The sequence below is a fragment of the Nocardia sp. NPDC049149 genome (assembly GCF_043197455.1).
In the GTDB taxonomy this organism is placed as follows: domain Bacteria; phylum Actinomycetota; class Actinomycetes; order Mycobacteriales; family Mycobacteriaceae; genus Nocardia.
The window spans coordinates 622,706-642,772 of sequence record NZ_JBICTD010000001.1 but is presented as its reverse complement, the minus strand read 5'-3'; the positions used below and the strand labels follow the sequence as shown (position 1 = coordinate 642,772).

Below are 20,067 nucleotides of genomic sequence, written 5' to 3'. Positions count from 1 at the left end.
CGGCGTTGCCTAGTTGCCCGGTGTGCGAGGTTTGTGCACCAGTGGCCTATGCTAGGGCCGTGTTCTTGGTCTCATGACCTGCCAGTCCGATTGCTAACCGTTAACTGATCGACTGAACTACTTCCCTATCGACATCGCGTCCCGCGGCACCCGCGGCGCACGAGGAGATCGACGCGCGAGAGGTGGTTGGAGCATGACCGATCTGGAGACCGGCGCGTCTATCGCGCCGCTGGTGGCCGGCTTCGAGCTGGCGACCGCAAGCACGCCGCTACGCCGGGCCGCCGGGCGCCTGCAGGCCGTCCTGCCCCCGGGCTGGCGCGTCGAGATCGTCGACGCGCCGACCCTGACCGGCAAGGAGAGCGAGCCCGCGCTGCGCGTTGTCATGCCGACCGAGTGATCACCCGGCCCACCCCATCGGCATGAGCAGCGACTTCTGCTCGCAGAACGAGTCGAGCCCTTCCGGCCCGTTCTCCCTGCCCAGCCCGGAGTTCTTGTAGCCGCCGAACGGTGAGCTGGGATCGAAGGCGTACCAGTTGATGGCGTAGGTCCCGGTCCGCACCCGCGCCGCGATCTCGGCGCCGTGCTCGACGTCCGCGGTCCACACCGACCCGGCCAGGCCGTAGACCGAGTCGTTGGCGATGGCCACCGCCTCGTCCTCGGTGTCGTAGGGAATGACCGCGAGCACCGGGCCGAAAATCTCCTCCTGGGCGATGGTCGACTTGTTGTCCACATCGGCGAAGATGGTCGGCTCGACGAACCAGCCGCGATCGAGACCTTCGGGGCGGCCGCCGCCCAGTACCAGGCGGGCGCCGTCTTCCTTGCCCTTGGCGATGTAGCCCTCGACCCGGTCGCGCTGGCGTTCCGAAATCAGCGGGCCCAGTTGCACACTCGGATCGGCGGGGTCGCCGACCTGCATTGTCCGCACGTGCGCGACCAGTGCGTCGAGGATCTCGTCGTAGCGGCTGCGCGGCGCGAGGATTCGGGTCTGCGCGACGCAGCCCTGTCCGCTGTTCATCAGGCCGGAGAACGCGAGCACCGGGATGCTCGCCGCGATGTCCATGTCCGGCAACAGGATTGCCGCGGACTTGCCGCCGAGTTCGAGCGAGACGCTCTTCAGCTGTCCGGTGGCGATGGCGCCGATTTTGCGGCCGACCGCGGTGCTGCCGGTGAAGGTGACCTTGTCGACGCCGGGGTGCGAGATCAGATACTCGGCGGCCTCGGGGTCGGCGGGCAGCACCGAGAGGACGCCCTCGGGCAGGCCGGCTTCGGTGAAGATGTCGGCGAGCATGTTCGCGGTGATCGGCGTCAGCGGTGCAGGCTTGAGCACCACGGTGCAGCCTGCCAGCAACGCGGGGGCGAGCTTGTTGGCCGCCAGGAAAAGCGGGACGTTCCAAGCGGTTACGGCGGCGACGACACCGCGCGGCTCCCTGCTGACACGGGAGGTGCCGAACAGTCCGGTGCGAGTTTCCTGCCAGGGGAACGACTTCGCGAGCCCGGCGCACGCGTCGAGTGCGGCGACCGCCGGAATCTGGTTGAGCGTCATCGCGATCATCTGCGGGGCGCCCATCTCCGCGGTGAGCGCGGCGAGCAGCGTGGCGGAGCGCTCCTCGATCAGTCGCGCGGCGCGGGTGAGCACCTGGGCCCGCTCCTCCGGCGGGGTGGACGGCCACGGCCCGTGGTCGAAGGCGTGCCGTGCCGCGGCGACCGCGGCGTCGACGTCGGCGCGGTCCACTGCGGGGACGCTGCCCACCGGCTCGACCGTGACCGGCGAGATGACCTGAACGCGCTCGGCGGTGGCTGACGCGGTCCAGCGGCCGCCGATGAACAAGCTGTCGTAATGCATGAGAACACGTTACAGTTTTGCGCTTCGGTTGTCTGCAACCTGTTCTAGTTCTGTGCTCGGACCATCCCGCTGAGCAGGACAGATCCAAACCCGTCGGTTCGCTTTTCGGAGAACGCACTATTGCGTTCTGTTGCTGGAAGGAGGATGCTTTAGCTACTGATCAGCTCGCTCGATTTCTGGACCGATACCGCAATTGGGGAGACCGAGTTATGGCGGTGCAAGTAGTCGATCGGTCGCTGATGACCAGCGATCAGACCGAACACCAAGCGAAGAGTGTTGGCGCCGGCGGATGGGTTGTGTCCTTCCTTCCCGGTCGCACGCTCACCATCGAGCAAGCTACCGCGGCCATGCAGGCCGCTGAGGCCGTCGCCGTGGTCGGGGCTTTAGCCGACCTGGTCGGACTCACCACGCTGGAGACCGTAGGGCTCGCCATCCAGGAATCGCCGTGGAACAGGCCGCTGCACGAGAACTGCGGTCGGCGCTCTTGGCGGCGCGGCTGGCTAGAGCACTAGCCTGCTAATTCTTGGTCGCCACCACGACGAGGTTACTCACCAATAGCTCGCGCACCAGCGGGATCCGGACCAACCACCAGGCCCAGCGCGGGTGGTAGCGCGGGAATACCGACCGGACATCGGCGGAAGTGCCTGCCGCCCACCGCAATCCATCCACCGCGCGCACCGCGAACAGTGATTCGCCGAATCGGTTCTTCGGTTCCTTGCCGAGCTTGCGGCGATACCGGCGCGCGGCGTACTCGCCGCCGAGGTAGTGCCACGGTCCGGTCTCGTGCCCGCCGAACGGTCCGAACCACACGGTGTAGGACAGCACGATCAGCCCGCCGGGCCGCGTCACCCGCACCATCTCGTCGGCCATCTGCCACGGCTGCGCCACGTGCTCGGCAACATTCGAGGAAAAACAGATATCCACCGAGTTGTCGCGGAACGGCAAGGCCATGCCCGAGCCGCGCACCGCGCCTGCCACCGACAGGCCTGCCGCGTGCATCTCCGACGGATCCGGTTCCACCGGGATGTAGCGCGCACCCGTGCGCACGAACTCGTCGGCGAAATAGCCGGGGCCGCCGCCGACATCGAGGATGGTCGCCCCCGCCAGGTCCCTTCCGGTCACGTCGGTGTAGAAATCGCCGATCAGCGCGGCGCTGTCGGCCGCCAGACCGCCGTAGAACACGGCGGGATCGGACTGCTCGAACCGGAAACTGCCGAGCAACCGCAACGACCGGCGCAGCGTCGCCCGACGCGCGAACCGTGGTGCGGTGCCGGAGGGCGTTTCTTTGAGCACGGCGCCGAGTCTCGCACAAACCACGGGTGACCTTGCAAACCGGTGATCGACTCGACGGCGGATGCTCGGGTTAGGGTGTAGCCCGATATCCGACGTCCCGACCGGGACCACCTGACCGAGAGAAGCTCGACCGTGCGCGAAGTCCTCCTGCTGTGCTGGCGTGACACCGGGCACCCGCAGGGCGGCGGCAGCGAACGATACCTCGAACAGGTCGGCGCGCAGCTCGCCGCGCGCGGGGTCAAGGTCACTCTGCGCACCGCCCGCTACCCGGGAGCGCCGAAGCGGGAACGCATCGACGGCATCGACATCAGCAGGGCAGGCGGCCGCTACTCCGTGTACCCGAGGGCGCTGGCGGCGATCGCGCTCGGCAGGTTCGGCCTCGGGCCGCTGCGCGGCGTGCGACCCGACGCGGTGATCGACACCCAGAACGGCATTCCGTTCTTCGCCACCGCCGCGGCCGCCGCGCCGTCGGTCGTGCTCGTGCATCACGGGCACCGGGAGCAGTGGCCGGTGGCAGGCCGATTGGTCGGCCGGATCGGCTGGTGGATCGAGTCGCGGCTTTCGCCGCGGGTGCATCGGCGTAACCAGTACTTGACCGTCTCGCTGCCATCGGCCGAAGAACTCACCACGCTCGGTGTGGCGCAGACGCGGATCGCGGTGGTGCGCAACGGCGCCGAACCGGTTCCAGTGGACGCGCCGACCGGCGCCGCCGCAACGCGCACCGAGAACCCGCGCATCGTGGTGCTCTCGCGCCTGGTGCCGCACAAGCAGATCGAGGACGCGCTCGCCGTCGTGGCACGACTGCGCACACGTATCCCCGGACTGCACCTCGACGTGATCGGCGACGGATGGTGGGCCGACAACCTGAAGGCCGACGCCCGCGCGCTCGACATCGCCGACGCGGTCACCTTCCACGGTCACGTCGACGAGCGCCGCAAACATGAACTGCTGTCCCGTGCTTGGGTGCATGTGCTGCCTTCCCGCAAGGAAGGGTGGGGGCTCGCGGTCATCGAAGCCGCGCAGCACGGTGTGCCGACCATCGGCTACCGCAGCTCCCGAGGGCTCACGGACTCCATCGTCGACGGTGTCACCGGAATGCTGGTCGACGATGCCGCGCACCTCGCCGATGCGGTCGGTGAACTGCTCGACGACCGTGCCGCCCGCACGGTGATGGGGGAGAAAGCACGGTCGCGTGCGCGTGAATTCTCTTGGGAGCAAACCGGAAACGGTGTGTATGAGGTGTTGGCCGCGGTGGCGCGTGGCGAGCACACGTCCGGGTTGATCGCGCCTCGTCCCGCGGACTGAGGTCGTCCGCCGCCTGGCGATCGGTGAGTGGGCTGTCCGGCAGCGCTGGCAAACGTTCTCGGCGAGGACCACTGGGCCTGTCAGGTTCGGGTCCGGGACCCTGTTCGGCGCATGGTTACTGCGGTGAGTGCTCCGCCGATGAGTAGCGCGGCCCACAATGCGTGAGCTACGGCGGACAGCCGGCGATACGTCGGCGACGTGCTGTGCGCATCGATGGAACCCGGCACTCGGTACAGCGTGAGGTCGGCATCCGAGTACGCCTGATCTAGTTGTGCGAGAGTTGCTTTCGACTCGCCGAGCGGGCCGGGTGTGCCATGCTCGAGCAGTACCCAGCCGACACCGTTGCGCGCCAGATCCTGAGCTGAACCGCCGTGCAGCAGGAGGTCTTCCACGGTTCGGGCGCGCGCGCCCTCGCCGGCGACGGTCCGTCCGCGCACCGGCAGTTCACCGGTTTGCAGCACATCGCGGGGCAGCATTCTCGGTGCGGGATCAAGGACCGGGGCCTTTCCGCTGTACCGGAACTTGCGAAACATCCCGCCCGGCAACACCGCGATGTCGCCGGGCTCCGCTACTTCTTCAGCGACCCGTTCCCATCCAGCGGGGTAACGCACGGCGCGAACGGCTCCGCCGACGCCCCAGGCGAGATCGAGCAGTGGCAGTACCAGCGCGGCGATGAAAATCGTTGCGAACCACCGCGATGCGGACGATCGGTGCTGCGTCACGACAGGTGATGGGTCGGCCTTGCCTGCTTCCTCGAGATAGCGATTGTTCGTCGATCGGTCGACGCCGATGCCCGAAAATCGTTGGGCCAGAGCCATGCAGCCTGCGGCGGCGCACAGGGCATACGCGGGCATCGCCAGCGCGACGTATTTCTGGGTGTCGCGCAGCAGGCCTGCGCCGGGCACGTGCGCGACGAGCCACTCCAGCACGTGCATGCCCCACGGTGTCGCGCCGAGTGCGGGCAGTAGGACGGCGAGTGCTCCCAGTGCGACGAGGGTACGGCGGACGCGCTGAGAATCCGTCGGTGTTGTAGTCGCCCCGCTGGTAGCGCGATCCGCGGCGGTGTCTCGATCCGCAGTGGCGTCTCGATCCGCGGTGGTGTCTCGACCCGTGGTGGTGAGGACTGTGCGCAGGCCGGTGGCGACGATGACGAGCAGTAGGACTGTCCCGAGCACCGCGAGAAGGGTTGTGCGCGAATCGGGTACCGCGTCGCCGTTCCAGATGCCGCCGAGCCCGGCCAGGCTGCCCAAGGTGCCGAGCCAGGGTTCCGCCCGGGCGGCGAACGCGGCGATGCCCGCGGGGTCGGACGGTTCGCTGCCTGCGCCGGACAGCGCGGTGGCGATCAACCATGGCGCGGATGCGACGACGAGAAGCGCCGTCGCACCGGCAAACCGGCGCCACCCCAGCAGTGCGAGCGCGGTGATACCCGCAAGCAGCGCACCTGTCGGCGTGAGTCCCGCCGCGGCAAAGGATCCCGCCAAACCCGCCCACGTGCCCACGGTCTCGCGCCATCCATCACCACGGTTCGCCGTCATACGAATCCGCCACGCGCCCAAGACAACCCAGGGCAGCGCCGCATATCCGGCGAGCAAGCTCCAGTGCCCCTGCAGCAGCCGCTCGGCCACATACGGATTCCACACCGCCACCGTGCAGGCAACCAGCTGCCCGGCAACAGGTGCTCCCAACAATTCCCGCGCGAGGACCGCAGCCCCGTATCCGGCAGCCCACAGCGCGAACACCAGGATCGCCTTGACGATCACCCCACCATCGACCACCGGCGACAACACCGCAAGCAACGCATCTTGCGGAACCGCTCGGGGCGCGGCATCCCCGAGCCCGAGCGCGGAATCAGTCAGGTAGGACCGAGGCGTACTCACGGCATCCCGCAGCAACAAATACCCCGGCCTGAGCAGCGGCCCCACAATGAGCAGCGCAAGCACCGCGCTGTACCCGGCAGGCGCAGCCCACCGGCCGCGTTGTCCCCAGCCGCTCGCACTCACGCTTGTGCACCCTACGGTTCGACGTCTGTCCGCACCCACTCGCACACCGGCCGCGACGGTCGAAAAAGAATTCGGCACTCGCACTACGCAGTCATATCCTGAGCCGGTGGAGCGGAGATCACCTCAGGAGAAGAAACAGCTGAGCTACGCCAAAGATCGCCGCAACAACTACGGCGAGAACGACAAGGCGTCGCGCAAGAACCTGCCGCGCAAACGAGCTCGGGTGCACCGCGCCAACCGGCACCAAGCCCATACGGATCTGCACGGCGCGATCGGGCCGGTCGATGCCGAGGCGTCGGACGCCGCCGAAGTCCGGCTGCGTGGCCGCCGACCCAAAAGCTTCTACAAGCGGCCGGATGTCCCGCTCGGGACCTTCGTCCGCTGGCAGCTCGAGCGCCGACAGGAGAGTTGATCGGCCCCAGCGGCAAGGTGGGATCCCACCGACCCGCACCCTCCGTGGATCAGCACCCCTTCTGTAGATCCGCACGCCCTCTGTGGATCGGCACCCCTTCTGTAGATCTGCACTCGTTCTGTAGATCTGCACTCGAGATCTGCACTCGTTCTAGCAACCCGCAACCAGTGCGGATCCACAGGACCGGTGCGGATGCCGAGAAGGGTGCGGGATCTCGGTGTCGGGCGGGCCTGAGGTGGGGCGGAGACCGGGGTGATGGGGTGGGGGTGGGACGATGGCGGACGTGTCTGCGGTCCGTCGGTTTCCTGTGGTGGCGGATCTGACGTTGGTGACGGCGGGGGCGATGACCGCCAACGTGGCGGGGTATCTGTTGCAGCTGCTGGCCGGGCGGTGGCTCGGGGTCTCCGGATACAGCGAGTTCGCGAGTCTGCTCGCGGTGCAGCTCTTGTGCGCGGTGCCCGCGTTGGCCTTGCAGAACGTGGTGGCAAGGGAGTTGGTTCGCGGCGCAGGTGCGGCCGCGCTGCGAGGGTTGCAGTGGCGGTGCGCGGTGATCGTTGCCGTGGTGGTCGCGGTCTTGGTTCCGGTGGTGACCGCGGCGCTGAACGTGGGGGTCGCGGCTTGCGCGGCCGCGCTCGGTGCCGCGCCTGCCCTGGTGCTGCTGTCCGGGGAGCAGGGAGTTCTCCAGGGCGGCAGGCGGTTTCGGGCGTTGGCCGTTGTGCTCGGCGCGGCCGGTATTTTCCGGGTCGTGCCTGCGCTGGTGGTGCTCGCCGCAGGCGGCGGCGCCGCGCTCGCGCTGTGGGCTGCGGCGGCGGGCATCGCGGTGGCGGCGGTGTTCGCCAGGTTCGTCGCCGGATCGCCGCGGGTGCGCGCTCGCGCGGATGAGGGCGACGCTGTGCAGTCCATCGGCGTGCTGCCGGTGCTGCGAGCCGCGCAGGTGCAGGCGGCGTTGATGGCGTTGTCGTCCGCGGATCTGATCGTGGTCCGGATGGTGCTCGACGACGCGGACGCCAGCCGCTACGCGCTCGGCACCATCGCGACGAAGATCGCGTTCTGGCTGCCGCAGGCGGTCGGGGTCGTGCTCTATCCGCGGATGGCGCAGCCGACACATTCGGCGCAGGCGATTCGATCGGCGCTGGCCGTGCTGTCCGGTATCGGCTGCGTGGCCGTCCTCGGCGCCGCCCTCGCCGCGCCGCTCGCGCCGCTGCTCGCGGGCCAGGACTATGCCCCGATCCAAGGCATGCTCTGGCTGTTCGCGCTGCACGGCGCCATTCTCGCTGTCTTACAAGGCGTCATGCTGTCGGCCATCGCGGTCGACCGCACCGCCCTCGCCACGCTGACCTGGCTCGGCCTCGCAATCGAAGTGACGCTGATGGTTTCGTTCGCCCGCTCGATCCCCGCCCTCATCACCACGGCCGCGTCGGTCGCCGCCACCACCACGCTGCTGGTGGCGATCATCGTCCTGCGCACCGCCGATCGCGACCAACCCCAGGAGTCCGGCGCGCACCTGTAGTGCCACGAACCGGAGCCGACATGGTTGGCTTTCGAGAGCCTTCGAGATCGGCGACAAGCCGCGCTGATTTGCCCGCATCGTGCCTGTTGGCGGCCTACGCTCACGCGCATGATCACAGCTGTGCACACACTCGTCTACGCGACGGACGCGCAGGCCGCTCGGGAGTTCTTCCGCGACGTGCTGGAGTGGCCGAACGTCGACGCACGCGGAGGCTGGCTCATCTTCGCCACCGGGGCCAGCGAACTGGGCGTACATCCGGCGGAAGGCACACCCAGCCACGAGATTTCGCTGATGTGCGACGACATCGAACAGACAGTGGCCGAATTATCGGAGCGGGGTGCGGAATTCGCGAGCGAGATCGTCGATCGCGGATTCGGCCTGTGCATCGATATGCGCGTGCCGGGCGCCGGGACGATGCTGCTCTACCAACCGCAGCACCCTGTCGCCTACCCGCTCGCCGAACAATAAGGGCCGGAAACGAATTCGGCCCCCGGTCAAGAACCGGGGGCCGAATTTCGACTGTGTACTACTTGGTGATCCTGATCTGCTCGGTCGGCGGATCATTGTCGGGGCGCCGACCGCCGGACTTCTGGCTCAGCGCACCGCCCGCGGGGGCCGGGGTCGACCCGCTGCCGCGCACGCCGAGGATCGCACCGACGATCAGCGCGATCACACCGACGACGCCGAAGACGATCGGCATGGTCCGCCCATACAGCGACAGCTTGTCGATGTTCTCCTTGGCCACCGCGATCTGCGACTCGACGGTGTTCTCGTCGAACACGATGTGCGACTTCAGCGCGGTGACTTCGGGCTTCTCCCCGCTGCGTGCGTAGAACAGGTGGATCTGCTCGCCACCCTTGATCACGGTGCCGGTCTGCGGCTCGATCCACAGGTCGCGGGTGTTGGTGTACCAGCGCGACATGGTGACGTCACCCTCGCCGGGCACGCCCCACTTGGCGGCCGGGAAGGTCAGCTTGTTGGTCGGCGTCTTCACCACGTTGTTCAGGTCGGTCGCCGGAATGGACTGCTTGAAGTGGTAGACCTTCAGGTTGTTGATCTCGGTCTCCTCGACGAAGTTGACGTCGAAGGCCTTGCGCGCGTTGAGATCGAAGTACGGGTAGGTCTTCTTCTCGGTGCCGATGGGGAACCGGTACTGCTGACCGATGTGCTGCACCGGGTCGGCGACCGGCTGCAGGTCCTTGTTCACATTGACGGCGATGGAGCCGTTGGGGTCCTTGTCGACCGGCAAACCGGTCTTGCGGTCGATGGTGACGCGGTCGATGGTCGCGGTCAGCAGGCCGGTGTCGCCTTGCTTGTCGATGCGACGCAGCGTCTGACCCGCCTGGACCGTCATCTCGGTGGCGTCGGAGGGCTCCTCGACGGTGAGGAACCGCTGGGACACCAGCGGGACGTTCGTGTCGATCTTCGCGGCGCCGTCCGGCGAGGTGAGCGACTTGGAGTCGAGCACCAAGCTGTCTTCGCCGGGTTGGTTGGTCGCGATCGTGGTGATCTCGAGATCGAGAGGAGTCTTCGCCAGTTTGCCGACGGTGTAGGTCGGGATCAGCAGCGCGGCGACGATCAGCAGCGCGCCGAGACCCACGAGCAGGCAGGCCACCGTCCTTCTGGTTCCGGCACTCAGTGCCATGCAAACACTCCTCGTCGTAGAACAGGGTCGTTCCGGCGAGCACGCGGCACCCCCGCTGCGCTCGTGAGCCCCGACACTAACAGTCCGGTGTCGTACCATGCGGCGTCGAGGCCGGAAACGGCCGAGAAATCGCCCGAGTTTAGCGCGAAATCTGAAACGTGGAGTTATCACCTGAGAATCGGCAAGGCAGACTGGACCCGATGACCGCAACCGTGCCCGTGTCCACCGATGTCGTCGACCCTGCGTCGGAATCGGTTCGATCCCGCGCCTTCCTTCCCGCGCTGGAAGGTATGCGTGGAATGGCCGCTCTCGGTGTGCTGTTGACGCACGTCGCATTCCAGACCGGCGCCGCGGGCACCCCGGTGATCGGTCGGGTGTGGGGAAGATTCGACATGGCCGTCGCGGTGTTCTTCGGTCTCTCCGGCTTTTTGCTCTGGCGTCCGCACGCCGCCGCGGCCCGTGGCGTGCGGCCCGCGCCGTCGGTCGGCTATTACCTGCGGCATCGCGCCGCGCGCATTCTGCCTGGGTACTGGGTGGTGGTGTGCGCGGTGCTCGTGCTGCTGCCCGGCGCGGCAGGGACGGCGGGGCTGCGGGTCTGGATGTCGAATCTGGCGCTGCTGCAAGTGTTCGTGCCGCTGACATTGACCGACGGGCTGACTCAGATGTGGAGCCTTTCGGTCGAGGTGGCTTTCTATCTGGTGTTGCCGATACTCGCGTTCGCGGTGGTGCGGTTGCGCGGCGCCGCGGCCCGCCTGCGGGTTCCGGTGATTCTCACGGCGGCCCTCGTGTGCCTGGGTTGGAACTTCATTCCGGTGCCGACGCCCGACGCGATTCATTCCGACAATTGGCTGCCCGCATATCTCCCGTGGTTCGCGATGGGAATGGTGTTGGCCGAGTTGTCTTTTGATAGCAAACAGCTATCATGCAGGTGGCGGTTCCTCGGTAATCAGCCGCTGATGTGGGCCATTGCCCTGATCGCCTTCCTGGTCTCGGCAACCGATGTCGGCGGGCCTGCCGGGCTCACCCACGCTGAGCCGTGGCAGTACGCGGCGAAGATGGCACTCGGTGCGATCATCGGCTTCGCGCTGCTCGCTCCGCTGGTGCTCGGCGCCGCAGGCCGATCGCACCGCTGGCTGGAATCACGGGTCGCCGCGACCATCGGGCGCTGGTCCTACGGCATCTTCCTGTGGCATCTCGCGGTGCTGTCGGTGGTGTTCCCGGTATTCGGAATCCTGCCGTTCCGTGGGAACTTCGGCTACGTCCTCATCCTGACGATCGCGCTGACGCTGCCCATCGCGGCGGCCAGCTATGCGTTGATCGAGGAACCGATTCGGCTGTGGACGCGCACCTGGGACAAGGCGAAGCCGGTGCGGGAGTAACCGCACCGGCGGTCCTGATCAGACGGGGCTGGTATCCAACTGCCGATGCATGTCGAGCAGATGGTGGCGGAGCTCGTGCAGGGTATGCACCGCGAGCCAGCGCAGCGTGCGTTCCTGTCGCTCGGGGAATGGGAAGAGCAGCGTCCGTTCCCAGTCGGCGGCATCGAGCCGTTCGAGCACGTTGGCGAAAAGCAATGCCGCGTCCCTGAGTTGGCGGCCGACGTCTGAAGGGCGTTGCTCCGCATAGCCGTCGTGCTCGACCCGCTCGTCACGACCCATGGGGATGGCTTCCGGCGTCGTGGCGCGCCGGGCGGCCAGGACACGTTCCCGTTGCGCGAGAAGCACATCCCGCATGTGGCAGGCGTACTCCAGCGGCGACCACACCTCGGGTTCCGGCCGCTGCCGCAGCTTCGGCGAATCGGTCAGGAGTAAGTCGGCGTACTCAACGGCGTGCTCTCTGGCCAGCGTCGCCACTTCGGGTGCGCGGGTCAGATCGTAGACGAAACCGCATTCGGCACAGGTACTCACGACTTCACCTCGCTGACGCTCGGTTCCGTCGCGCGCACCAGCACGCTGTATTTTCGGTTCACTCGCTGACGCTCGTTCACGCGTCGTGACACTAGCAACGAGGTGCGTTGCGGCGCAGCCCAACTGACGGTCCGCGCAGGTCGGCGTCCCGAATTCGCTGGGTACGGGCTTGCTTCGGTCCCGGATACCGGACCTAGTCGGTCTTGCGGCGGGGTGGCAACGCGGCAACACCTACGGCGATCACCGCAAGCAATGCGGGCACCTGCGCCCACAACGAACCACCCATATACCCACCCGAAGCGCGCCACGGACCGGTGGACAGCGCCGCCGCCGACAACGCCGTGCCCATCCCCGCGACGATGACGAGCGCCCTTGGAGTCCATTGCGGCAGGAAACGGGCGGCGGCGACCGCCCCGACGGTGACAACGGTGCCGACTGGACCCGCGATGAGCGTCGCCGCTGCGGCAAGGCCGAGCGCGCCGAGCCAGCGGGTATCCCACGTCTGCGGTGCGGATTGCGTTGCGCCACCAATGGTCAACGGCTCGGCCGTGTGCGCGGACGCGCCGTTTCGCTCGGCGATGTCGGACGTGCCGTATCGCGAGGAGGGGACGCCCACGTCGCTGGTGCCACCTCGGTGTGGCGTCGTGTTCGTATCGGAGCCAACCGATTTCCGGGCGCGTGGTCGCCACGGAATGGCGAGGGCAATGAGGGGAAGCAGGAGCAGGAGGCCGCCGAAGATGCCGAGGCGATACCAGCGGTCGACCGGGAAGGAGACGGTGATCGGGCCTGTCGCGTCGGCGGGGAGCAACCAGGCTTGCTGCCAGCCGTCGATGACGAGGGGCGCCAAGGTGCGACCGTCGGACGTCGTTGCACGCCAGCCGACGTTGGTGCTCAGCGGCAACACCAATACCCGGGTGCCCGACGCCGATTCGGCCGGAGCGGGAACGTCGGCCCGATCGAGGCGGAGCCGGTCGACGAAGAACAGCTCGGTCGGTGCGACGGCGACATCGGCGCGCCCCGCGGCCAGTCCGAAGGTCGTCGACGCGCCGGAATCGGGCTGGGCAGGGCCGTCGTTCGGGCAGACGCGGGCGGAAACCGGTGCCCCGGAGCGCAGTTCGTCAGCGGTGGCGGTGACGGTGGTGCGCAGGAGCTGCCCGCCGACATTGATCACGGGGCCCGTCTCGCACGGCACGGTGATCTCCCGGTCCAGCGCCGCAGGGGCCGGGTAGTCGGGACCGAGCACCGACACCTCGGCCAGTCCGGTGGGCTGCGACAGGGCGAAACCGAGTGCGGTCCGGTCCAATACGGGCCGCCATGTCTGCACGCTGAGCTCGATACGGTCGGTCACCGTCGGATACAAGGAGATCCGGACAGGCACGCCCGGGTCGGCCTTGTCGAGCGCACGCACCTGCGGTCCGGCACCGAGGTTCACCACCACCGAGGTCGGCGCGGCGGGCAGGCCGCCGAGCGACGGCGTCAACTCCAGTCCGGTCACCAGCGTCGGCGCGGGCAGCTCGAGCGCGAGGGTGGGCTTGGCGCCGGTCAGCACCCGCACCGACTCTTCCGGCGCGGTCCAGCTCGTGCGCGGATCACCGTCCGTCGCGGCGAACGCGGCACCGCGCAGGTCGCCGACATCGCCCTTGCCCCGCGCGACCGGGCGTTCGGGGTCGGTGAGCAACGCCTCCAGCGCGGGGCCCTGCCTGGTGCGGACGGTCAACTCCGGGGTGACGAACATCGGCTCGGGCACCGACAAGGTGCGTTCGAAGGTGCCGGGTTCCTCCGGCGCCAGCGCGAGTCCCTTGCTGCACCGCACCCGGTTCGGTGAATCGAAACAGGCACTGCGCCCGGGGAATTCCTGCCCGAGATCCCACCCGCGCACCTGCGCGCCCTGCTTGGTCGCCGGCAGCACGGTCCGATGCCGGATATCGACAGGGACAGGTTGATCGTGGACGGAGTAGTCCTCCAGCGTCAGCTCGCTGATGCCGAACTGCGCACCACGCTTGCCGTTTTCGGTGCGGATGGCGGTCATCGTGATCCACTGCGTCGTGCCCGGCGGCAGCGAAACCGACACCGGTGCACCGGGTTCGGGTATCCGGGTGGACACGGTGCCGTTGGCGGTGCGCACCTCGACCCACTTCACCGGGTCGCCGATGGCGGCCGCGCTGGTGCGGAAGCTCAGCTGGCCTGCCTTGATCGGCTGTGCCAAATCGAGCCGAAGCCATTGCCCCAGCGCGTATTCGGTCCCGTTGCTGATCCAGGCCGTTGCCGGGTCGCCGTCGACGACGGCCGCGGTCGAGCTGCCCGGCGCCGCGCCGCCGAGTTGAGTGGCGTCGGCGGCGGAGCTGGACGCCGTGATGACGGCGCCCGACCATTCCCCGCGCACCGGTTCGGCGCCGGGCACCGGATAGTCGGGTACGAGATTGTGGGTGCGACGGGCATCGTCGGGCGCGCGCACGGCCGAATTGTGGTTGTCCACGCGACCGAAATCGGTTTCGCGAGCCATCGGAGTGTCGGTGACGGTCATCGGGCCGATGGGCAGCCCGGCCCGCGCCGCGTCGGCGGCGAGCAGGGTGGGGGTCCCGGTGCCGCCGCCGTCGCGGTGCAGGCGTTCGAGCACCTCGGGCCCGCCCTGCACAACAGGAAGCGACTCGAGCGGAACCGTGTACGCGCCCGGAAACGACGGCGGCGCACCGGTTCCGGAGCGCACCTTGGCCGGCGTGCCAAGCGTCGGCGTCTCGACGCGGTAGATCTCGACCGCCGGGTACGCGGGACGCAGGTCGCCGTCCGCGACCAGATCCTCGGCGATGACGGCAGGCTCGATCGGATCGCCGAACGCCGCCACCTTGGTCAGTCCCGGCGAACCTTCGATGGCCCGGTGCGCGAGCATCGGACGGGTGGACCGCGACGTCTCCGGGTCGAGATCGTTGCGCAACACCAGGATTCCGATGCCCTGTCCGGCGAGCGTCGCGGCGAGGCCGGTCGACGGCCGTCCATCGGCGATCAGCCGCTGCACGGAATCCATCGCGCGGATGGTGCCTGGCGGGTTGAGCGGCACGGAGTCGCGGACCGCCCACGGTGTGCTCGCCAAGGCTTGCAACGGCTCGTCGCGGGTCAGTCCCCACACCTGACTGCCGAACGGCGCACCGGGCACGACCAGGGCGCGGGTGTCGGAAGCATTGCGGTGCAACCAGTCCGCGGTCTGCTCCCAGTACGCGGGTACCCGGTCGTAGGCCCCGCGCGGCGCCAGCTTGCCGGTCCAGGCCAGCGAGGTGGACAGGGTGAGGGCGGTCAGGATCAGGGCGGCCACCGCGACCACGCGATCGCGCTCGGGGTGCGCGAACGCGCTGCGCCACACCGGCATCGGCACCGAGGCAGGCAGCGGCACCCTGGCCAGCAGCTGAGCCAGGCCGAGCACCAGCGGGATGCGGATCAGCGGCTCCAACTTGTGCACGTTGCGCAGTGGCGCGCCACCGGAATCGAGGAACAGTCGCACCGATTCCGCGAACGGTCCACCGAGCTCACCGACATACCCGGCGCAGATACCGACCAGCCCGACACCGAGGATCAGTGCGAGCCGACCGCGATAAGGCATGGAGCGCAACGCCAAACCGGCCATGCCTGCCGCGGCGAGCAGCCCGGTGGCGAGCACGGCGGCGGGCTGGGTCACCAGCACCGCGCCCGCGATGCGTTCGGGCGAGACGAACGGCGTCCAGCTGTCGGTGCCGCGCAGCACCTCGGCCAGCGACGCCCATTGCGTTGTCACGCCGGAGGATTCGATGTAGTCCAGGAACGGCGGACTCACCTTGCCGAGCAGCAGCAGCGGCACCGCCCACCAGAACGTGGCAAGCACGAGCAGCGGCACCCACGCCATGGTGAAGCGCCACCATGCCCGATTCGGGCGATACGAGGCCCACCACAGGAGCGCGGGCAGGAACGCGGCAACGGTCGCGACGGCGTTGACCGAGCCCATCAGCGCTACCGCGAGCGCGCTACCGGCCGCGGACTTCGCACCGCCGCGCCGGAGCCTGCCGAGCGCGGCGGGAGCGAGTAAGACCCACGGCGCCAACATCATCGGCAGCGTCTCCGACGAGATCGAGCCGAGCGTGGTGAGTACGCGCGGTGCCAGCGCGAACGCGATCGCCGCGATGATGCGGGAGCCGCGGGTGCCGATGCCGAGCGTTTCGCAGAGCCGGACGATGCCCCAGAAGCCGGCGAGCAGCAGCAGTGCCCACCAGATGCGTTGGGTGGCCCAAGCAGGCAGGCCGAGCACGTGCCCGAGGGAGAAGAACGCGCCGTGCGGGAAGAAGTAGCCGTAGGCCTGGTTCTGCACCTGGCCCATCGGGGCCTGGCTGCTCCACAGATGGCTGGCGCGTTCGAGGAAGCCGAGTGGGTTCTGCGCCAGGTCGTATTTGGTGTCGGCGACGGTGAGGCCCGGCGCCTGCAGGAAGGTGAGCAGGAACGCCACGAGCACCGTCGCGGCGAACCAGCGCCTACCGAGCGGAGCGGTGTCCTGCTGCTTCAGCGCGGATTCCGCCCGCCGCCGCGCAGCACTGTGCCGCCGTGGCGCCGCGGACGTTGCGGGCGAATCGGCAGGTGAAGCGGGGGTCAGTGGCTCAGCGACTGCCGTACTCGACGTTGTTCAGCAACGAGGAGTCCTTGTCGCCGCTGCGGTCGATGTCCGGACGCGAGTTCTGCTGCACCGCCACCGTCACGAGGAGCACCGCGATCACGCCGAGCACAGCGCCGCCGACAGCACTCGCAACACCAGGAACAGCAAACTTCATTGCGGTACTCCAATACATCGATGCAGGCACATTCCCGGTCAACCTAGCAGCACACGGTCGTCTCCGGTGCGTTCAGCCCGCCGATTGCCAGTGGCGATCCGCGGACGCCGTAGTTGTGGCGGTGCTCACCAGAGGGAGTCCGGTGCGGCCGAAGCTCGTCGATGTCGAGAGCTCGGGCAGCGCCCACCGATCCGATATCACCCCTGCTCGCCAGTTTTGCCGAGTTCGTCGGAAGAGTTCGGTGTGCCGTGTGGGTGCCCGCGCTAGTGCGTAGGCACCACACAATTCAGACTGCCGAGCAGAGTGCGGAGTTTGGCCGTGGTCTCGTCGAGTTCGGTCTTCGGATCCGAGGCCGCGACGATGCCGCCGCCCGCGTAGGCCTGCATGGTCCGTCCGTCGGCGGACAATTCCGCGCTGCGGATCGCGACCACCCATGACCCGTCGCCGTTCGCGTCGCACCAGCCGACCGCGCCGCCGTAGAAGCCGCGGTCCTCCTCCAGATCGGCGATCGTGTCGAGCGCCAGATCGGTCGGGGTGCCGCAGACGGCGGGGGTGGGGTGCAACAGCAGCGCGAGGTCGAGCGCGGTGGTCGCTGGATCGCGCAGCCTGCCGGTGATCGGGGTGGCGAGGTGCCAGACCTCGTGCGTGTGCACCAGTTCCGGGCCGTCGGGGATGGACAACTCGGCACAGAGCGGGCTGAGCTGCTCGCGGATCCATTCGATGACGAAGGCGTGCTCGGCGCGATTCTTGGTGCTGGCCAACAGTTCTCGTGCCTGGGCCGCGTCGGCGTCCGGGTCGGCACGCCGTGCCAGGGTGCCTGCCAGCGGGCGCAGTGTCACCGTGTCGCCGTGCCTGGCGATCAGCACCTCGGGGGTCGCGCCGACCAAGGTCGCTCCGGTGCGCCCGGCCGGTGTCAGGTCGACCGCGAAGACATTCGCGTGAGGATGCCGCGTCAGCAACTGCGCCGCCACGAGTTCGGGCTCCAACGCCGCGGCCGCCTCGGCGAGCACCGATCGTGCAGCGACGACCTTGCGCAGCGGCTGCGCCGGATCGTTGAGCTGCTCGACCAGCTTGGTCACGCGCGCGATATGTTCTGCCGCACTGGGGATCTCGGTGACAACCTGGACGGCGGGCAACTCGGGCAGCGCCGCAGGCCGCCACGGGCCAGCGGTGTGTTGCACGCGTTCCGGCACGCTGAGTGCGGCAGGTCGACGCGGATCGAACGGCAGCGCACCGACGATCCAGTCCGCGCTGCCCGCGCGCAACGCGGCTACTGCGCGATCGGCCTCATCGAAGGCGACCCGGCTACCGAATGCCCGGACGACCCCGTCCGGCTGTGCAAGCAGGAATCCATCCATGATTCCTCGACCCTAACTCCGCCCCCGCCCCCACACCCCGTTGAGCGACCCACATCTCACCCCACCCATCCACGACAACCGCAGCTGCACCGACCCGGGACTGTCCGTCAGCCCGTTTGTTGGACCACAGAGGTTCCATACGTTTCACAGAAGCTGTACGCCCTGTGAAACGTGTGGAGGGTCTGTGGATAGCCCACCGGCCGACCCGCTAGCGGGATTTCGCAGGCTCCTTACCGGGCGGGACCATGAGGACCGGCCGGTGGCAGTGCTTGAGGACCGCGTCGGCGACGCTGCTGTGCATGAGGGCGCGGATGCCGGTGGCGCCGCGGGTGCCCGCGACGATGATGTCGACGTCCAGGTCGTCGGCGCATTCGACGATGGCGTTCCAGATGGTCGTCGTGCATTCGGCGGTGCGTGCCTCGGCGTTGAGTCCGGCGAGCTTGGCCAACCGGACGCCCTCGGTGTTGATCGTGCGGGCATCGACGTAGGCGACGTCCTCGATCTCCTCGTCGGGTACCCATTCCGGTTGCATCACCCCGGACAGACCGGACAGGCGAGCGGCTTGCCGCACCATCGGCTCCCACGCGGTCAGCACGATCGCTCTGTTCGCACTGAGGAACCGCCCGGCGTATTCAATGGCCCGCTTGGCGTTCTCGGATCCGTCGTAGGCAATGAGCATCAGATCGCAGGGCACGGGACCTCCTGGTGGGAGACTCACGGCTATCCAACAAGGTTACCCTCGGTGGGCCGTCCGCACTGGCTGGCGCGCAGGATCGCACCGCAAACGCCGCCCACCCGACCGTGCCGTGACGGCGGGCGAACAGTACGGTTGTCCCCCATGCGGAAGACGCCCCTGCTCGTGCTCGCCGTGCTGGCCGCCGTCGCGACCGCCTGTTCGAACGGCGGTGGCAGCGGCCCGACCCCGTCCTCGGAGGCGAGGCCAAGCGTGACTCCCGGATCGTCAACGCAAGCAACCACATCCGCGCCGCGGGATTGCTCCGCCGGCTATCTGGCCACGCTCACCACGCGCCAGAAGCTGGCCCAGCTGTTGACCGTTGGCATCACCGGCAAGGCCGATGCGACGAATGTGGTGTCCACCGAGCAGGTCGGCGGGATCTTCGTCGGCAGCTGGACCGAGCCGTCGCTGCTCGCCTCCGGTCAGCTCGCGCAGGTCAAGCAGGCGGCCAAGGTGCCGCTGATGGTGACCATCGATGAAGAGGGTGGTCGCGTCTCGCGCGCCAAGAATCTGATCGGGGTCGCACCCTCGGCCAGGTCGACCGCGCAGTCGATGACGCCCGAGCAGTTCCGCGACGCGACCGTGACCAGGGGTCGTGCGCTGAAGGACCTCGGTGTCACGGTGAACTTCGCTCCCGATGTCGATGTGAGCAGCCAGCCCGACGACTCCGTCATCGGCGACCGTTCCTTCTCCGCGGACCCCGCCGAGGTCACCCGCTACGCCGAGGCCTACATCCAGGCGATGCGCGAGGTCGGCGTCGGCACCGTGATGAAGCACTTCCCCGGCCACGGCTCCGGCTCCGGCGATTCGCACCGCGGCGCGGTCCGCACACCGCCGCTGGACAGCCTGCAGACCGTCGATCTCGTCCCGTACCGCGCGTTGATCGGCTCCGGCGCCGCAGTGATGGTCGGCCATCTCGACGTGCCAGGTCTCACCACCCCCGACGTGCCTGCGAGCATCAGTCCCCAGGTGATGGCGCTGCTGCGCGAGGGCAAGGGCTACGGCGCCGCACCGTTCCAAGGCCCGATCTTCACCGATGACCTCGGCGGCATGGCCGCGATCACCAACCGGATGTCCATCGAGGAGGCGGTGGAGGCCGCGCTGGTGGCCGGCGCCGACAACGCGCTGTGGATCACCACCGACGCGGTGCCGAGCGTGCTCGATCGGCTCGAGCAGGCCGTCAAGGCTGGGCGCTTGCCCGCCGCGCAGGTCGACGCGTCGGTGCTGCGGATGGCCAGGTTCAAGGGGGCGCTGCCGCACTGCTGAGGTGTGGT

General features: G+C 68.4%; 17 protein-coding genes. 8 read left to right on the top strand and 9 right to left on the bottom strand.

Going from position 1 to position 20,067, the window contains the following annotated elements; all coding sequences use genetic code 11:
* Positions 1-193: 193 nt before the first annotated feature.
* Complete coding sequence (locus ACGFNJ_RS03105) at positions 194-397, top strand: hypothetical protein (RefSeq protein ID WP_069162977.1); 204 nt, start codon at positions 194-196, stop codon at positions 395-397.
* On the opposite strand, the gene ACGFNJ_RS03100 is transcribed toward ACGFNJ_RS03105, so the two are convergent.
* On the bottom strand, positions 398-1,843 hold the full coding sequence (locus ACGFNJ_RS03100; RefSeq protein ID WP_393442771.1) for an aldehyde dehydrogenase: 1,446 nt from the start codon (positions 1,841-1,843) through the stop codon (positions 398-400).
* Positions 1,844-2,052: 209 nt separating this feature from the next.
* On the opposite strand from ACGFNJ_RS03100, the gene ACGFNJ_RS03095 reads away from it, so the two are divergent.
* The gene (locus tag ACGFNJ_RS03095; RefSeq protein ID WP_069162979.1) at positions 2,053-2,355 is read left to right on the top strand and encodes a hypothetical protein; all 303 of its coding nucleotides are present in this window, start codon (positions 2,053-2,055) and stop codon (positions 2,353-2,355) included.
* A 4-nt stretch (positions 2,356-2,359) separates the two neighbouring features.
* On the opposite strand, the gene ACGFNJ_RS03090 is transcribed toward ACGFNJ_RS03095, so the two are convergent.
* On the bottom strand, positions 2,360-3,136 hold the full coding sequence (locus ACGFNJ_RS03090) for a class I SAM-dependent methyltransferase (protein WP_393442769.1): 777 nt from the start codon (positions 3,134-3,136) through the stop codon (positions 2,360-2,362).
* Between the two features lie 132 nt (positions 3,137-3,268).
* Here ACGFNJ_RS03090 and ACGFNJ_RS03085 point away from each other — a divergent pair, with 132 nt between their 5' ends.
* Positions 3,269-4,441, top strand: a complete 1,173-nt coding sequence (locus ACGFNJ_RS03085) for a glycosyltransferase family 4 protein (RefSeq protein WP_393442767.1) — start codon at positions 3,269-3,271, stop codon at positions 4,439-4,441.
* Positions 4,442-4,521: 80 nt separating this feature from the next.
* Here ACGFNJ_RS03085 and ACGFNJ_RS03080 read toward each other — a convergent pair whose 3' ends face one another.
* Positions 4,522-6,441 carry a hypothetical protein gene (locus ACGFNJ_RS03080; protein ID WP_393442765.1) on the bottom strand — a complete coding sequence of 640 codons (1,920 nt, stop codon included), beginning with the start codon at positions 6,439-6,441 and terminating at the stop codon, positions 4,522-4,524.
* Positions 6,442-6,547: 106 nt separating this feature from the next.
* Here ACGFNJ_RS03080 and ACGFNJ_RS03075 point away from each other — a divergent pair, with 106 nt between their 5' ends.
* The 3 genes from ACGFNJ_RS03075 to ACGFNJ_RS03065 all read left to right on the top strand — a co-directional run bounded on the left by ACGFNJ_RS03075 (position 6,548) and on the right by ACGFNJ_RS03065 (position 8,831).
* Complete coding sequence (locus ACGFNJ_RS03075; protein ID WP_393442763.1) at positions 6,548-6,853, top strand: hypothetical protein; 306 nt, start codon at positions 6,548-6,550, stop codon at positions 6,851-6,853.
* A gap of 274 nt (positions 6,854-7,127) precedes the next feature.
* Positions 7,128-8,363 carry a polysaccharide biosynthesis protein gene (locus ACGFNJ_RS03070; RefSeq protein WP_393442761.1) on the top strand — a complete coding sequence of 412 codons (1,236 nt, stop codon included), beginning with the start codon at positions 7,128-7,130 and terminating at the stop codon, positions 8,361-8,363.
* Positions 8,364-8,471: 108 nt separating this feature from the next.
* Positions 8,472-8,831 carry a VOC family protein gene (locus ACGFNJ_RS03065; RefSeq protein ID WP_393442759.1) on the top strand — a complete coding sequence of 120 codons (360 nt, stop codon included), beginning with the start codon at positions 8,472-8,474 and terminating at the stop codon, positions 8,829-8,831.
* A gap of 58 nt (positions 8,832-8,889) precedes the next feature.
* On the opposite strand, the gene ACGFNJ_RS03060 is transcribed toward ACGFNJ_RS03065, so the two are convergent.
* Complete coding sequence (locus ACGFNJ_RS03060; protein ID WP_393442757.1) at positions 8,890-10,008, bottom strand: DUF3068 domain-containing protein; 1,119 nt, start codon at positions 10,006-10,008, stop codon at positions 8,890-8,892.
* A gap of 200 nt (positions 10,009-10,208) precedes the next feature.
* On the opposite strand from ACGFNJ_RS03060, the gene ACGFNJ_RS03055 reads away from it, so the two are divergent.
* Positions 10,209-11,387, top strand: a complete 1,179-nt coding sequence (locus tag ACGFNJ_RS03055) for an acyltransferase family protein (protein ID WP_393442755.1) — start codon at positions 10,209-10,211, stop codon at positions 11,385-11,387.
* A gap of 18 nt (positions 11,388-11,405) precedes the next feature.
* Here the strand turns inward: ACGFNJ_RS03055 and ACGFNJ_RS03050 are convergent, their stop codons facing one another.
* The 5 genes from ACGFNJ_RS03050 to ACGFNJ_RS03030 form a co-directional block, all read right to left on the bottom strand.
* Positions 11,406-11,852 carry a DinB family protein gene (locus ACGFNJ_RS03050; protein WP_393443729.1) on the bottom strand — a complete coding sequence of 149 codons (447 nt, stop codon included), beginning with the start codon at positions 11,850-11,852 and terminating at the stop codon, positions 11,406-11,408.
* Positions 11,853-12,108: 256 nt separating this feature from the next.
* Complete coding sequence (locus ACGFNJ_RS03045) at positions 12,109-16,386, bottom strand: alpha-(1->3)-arabinofuranosyltransferase family protein (protein WP_393442753.1); 4,278 nt, start codon at positions 16,384-16,386, stop codon at positions 12,109-12,111.
* A 142-nt stretch (positions 16,387-16,528) separates the two neighbouring features.
* Entirely contained in the window at positions 16,529-16,699 is a 171-nt protein-coding gene (locus ACGFNJ_RS03040; protein WP_083894819.1) for a DUF2613 domain-containing protein, read from the bottom strand.
* A 263-nt stretch (positions 16,700-16,962) separates the two neighbouring features.
* A complete protein-coding gene (locus ACGFNJ_RS03035) occupies positions 16,963-18,057 on the bottom strand; it encodes an isochorismate synthase MenF (protein WP_393442751.1) in 1,095 nt (364 codons plus the stop codon).
* A gap of 208 nt (positions 18,058-18,265) precedes the next feature.
* Positions 18,266-18,751, bottom strand: coding sequence for a universal stress protein (locus ACGFNJ_RS03030; protein ID WP_069162987.1), 486 nt, complete (start codon positions 18,749-18,751; stop codon positions 18,266-18,268).
* 144 nt (positions 18,752-18,895) lie between these two features.
* Here ACGFNJ_RS03030 and ACGFNJ_RS03025 point away from each other — a divergent pair, with 144 nt between their 5' ends.
* Positions 18,896-20,059, top strand: a complete 1,164-nt coding sequence (locus tag ACGFNJ_RS03025; protein ID WP_393442748.1) for a glycoside hydrolase family 3 N-terminal domain-containing protein — start codon at positions 18,896-18,898, stop codon at positions 20,057-20,059.
* Positions 20,060-20,067 lie beyond the last annotated feature (8 nt).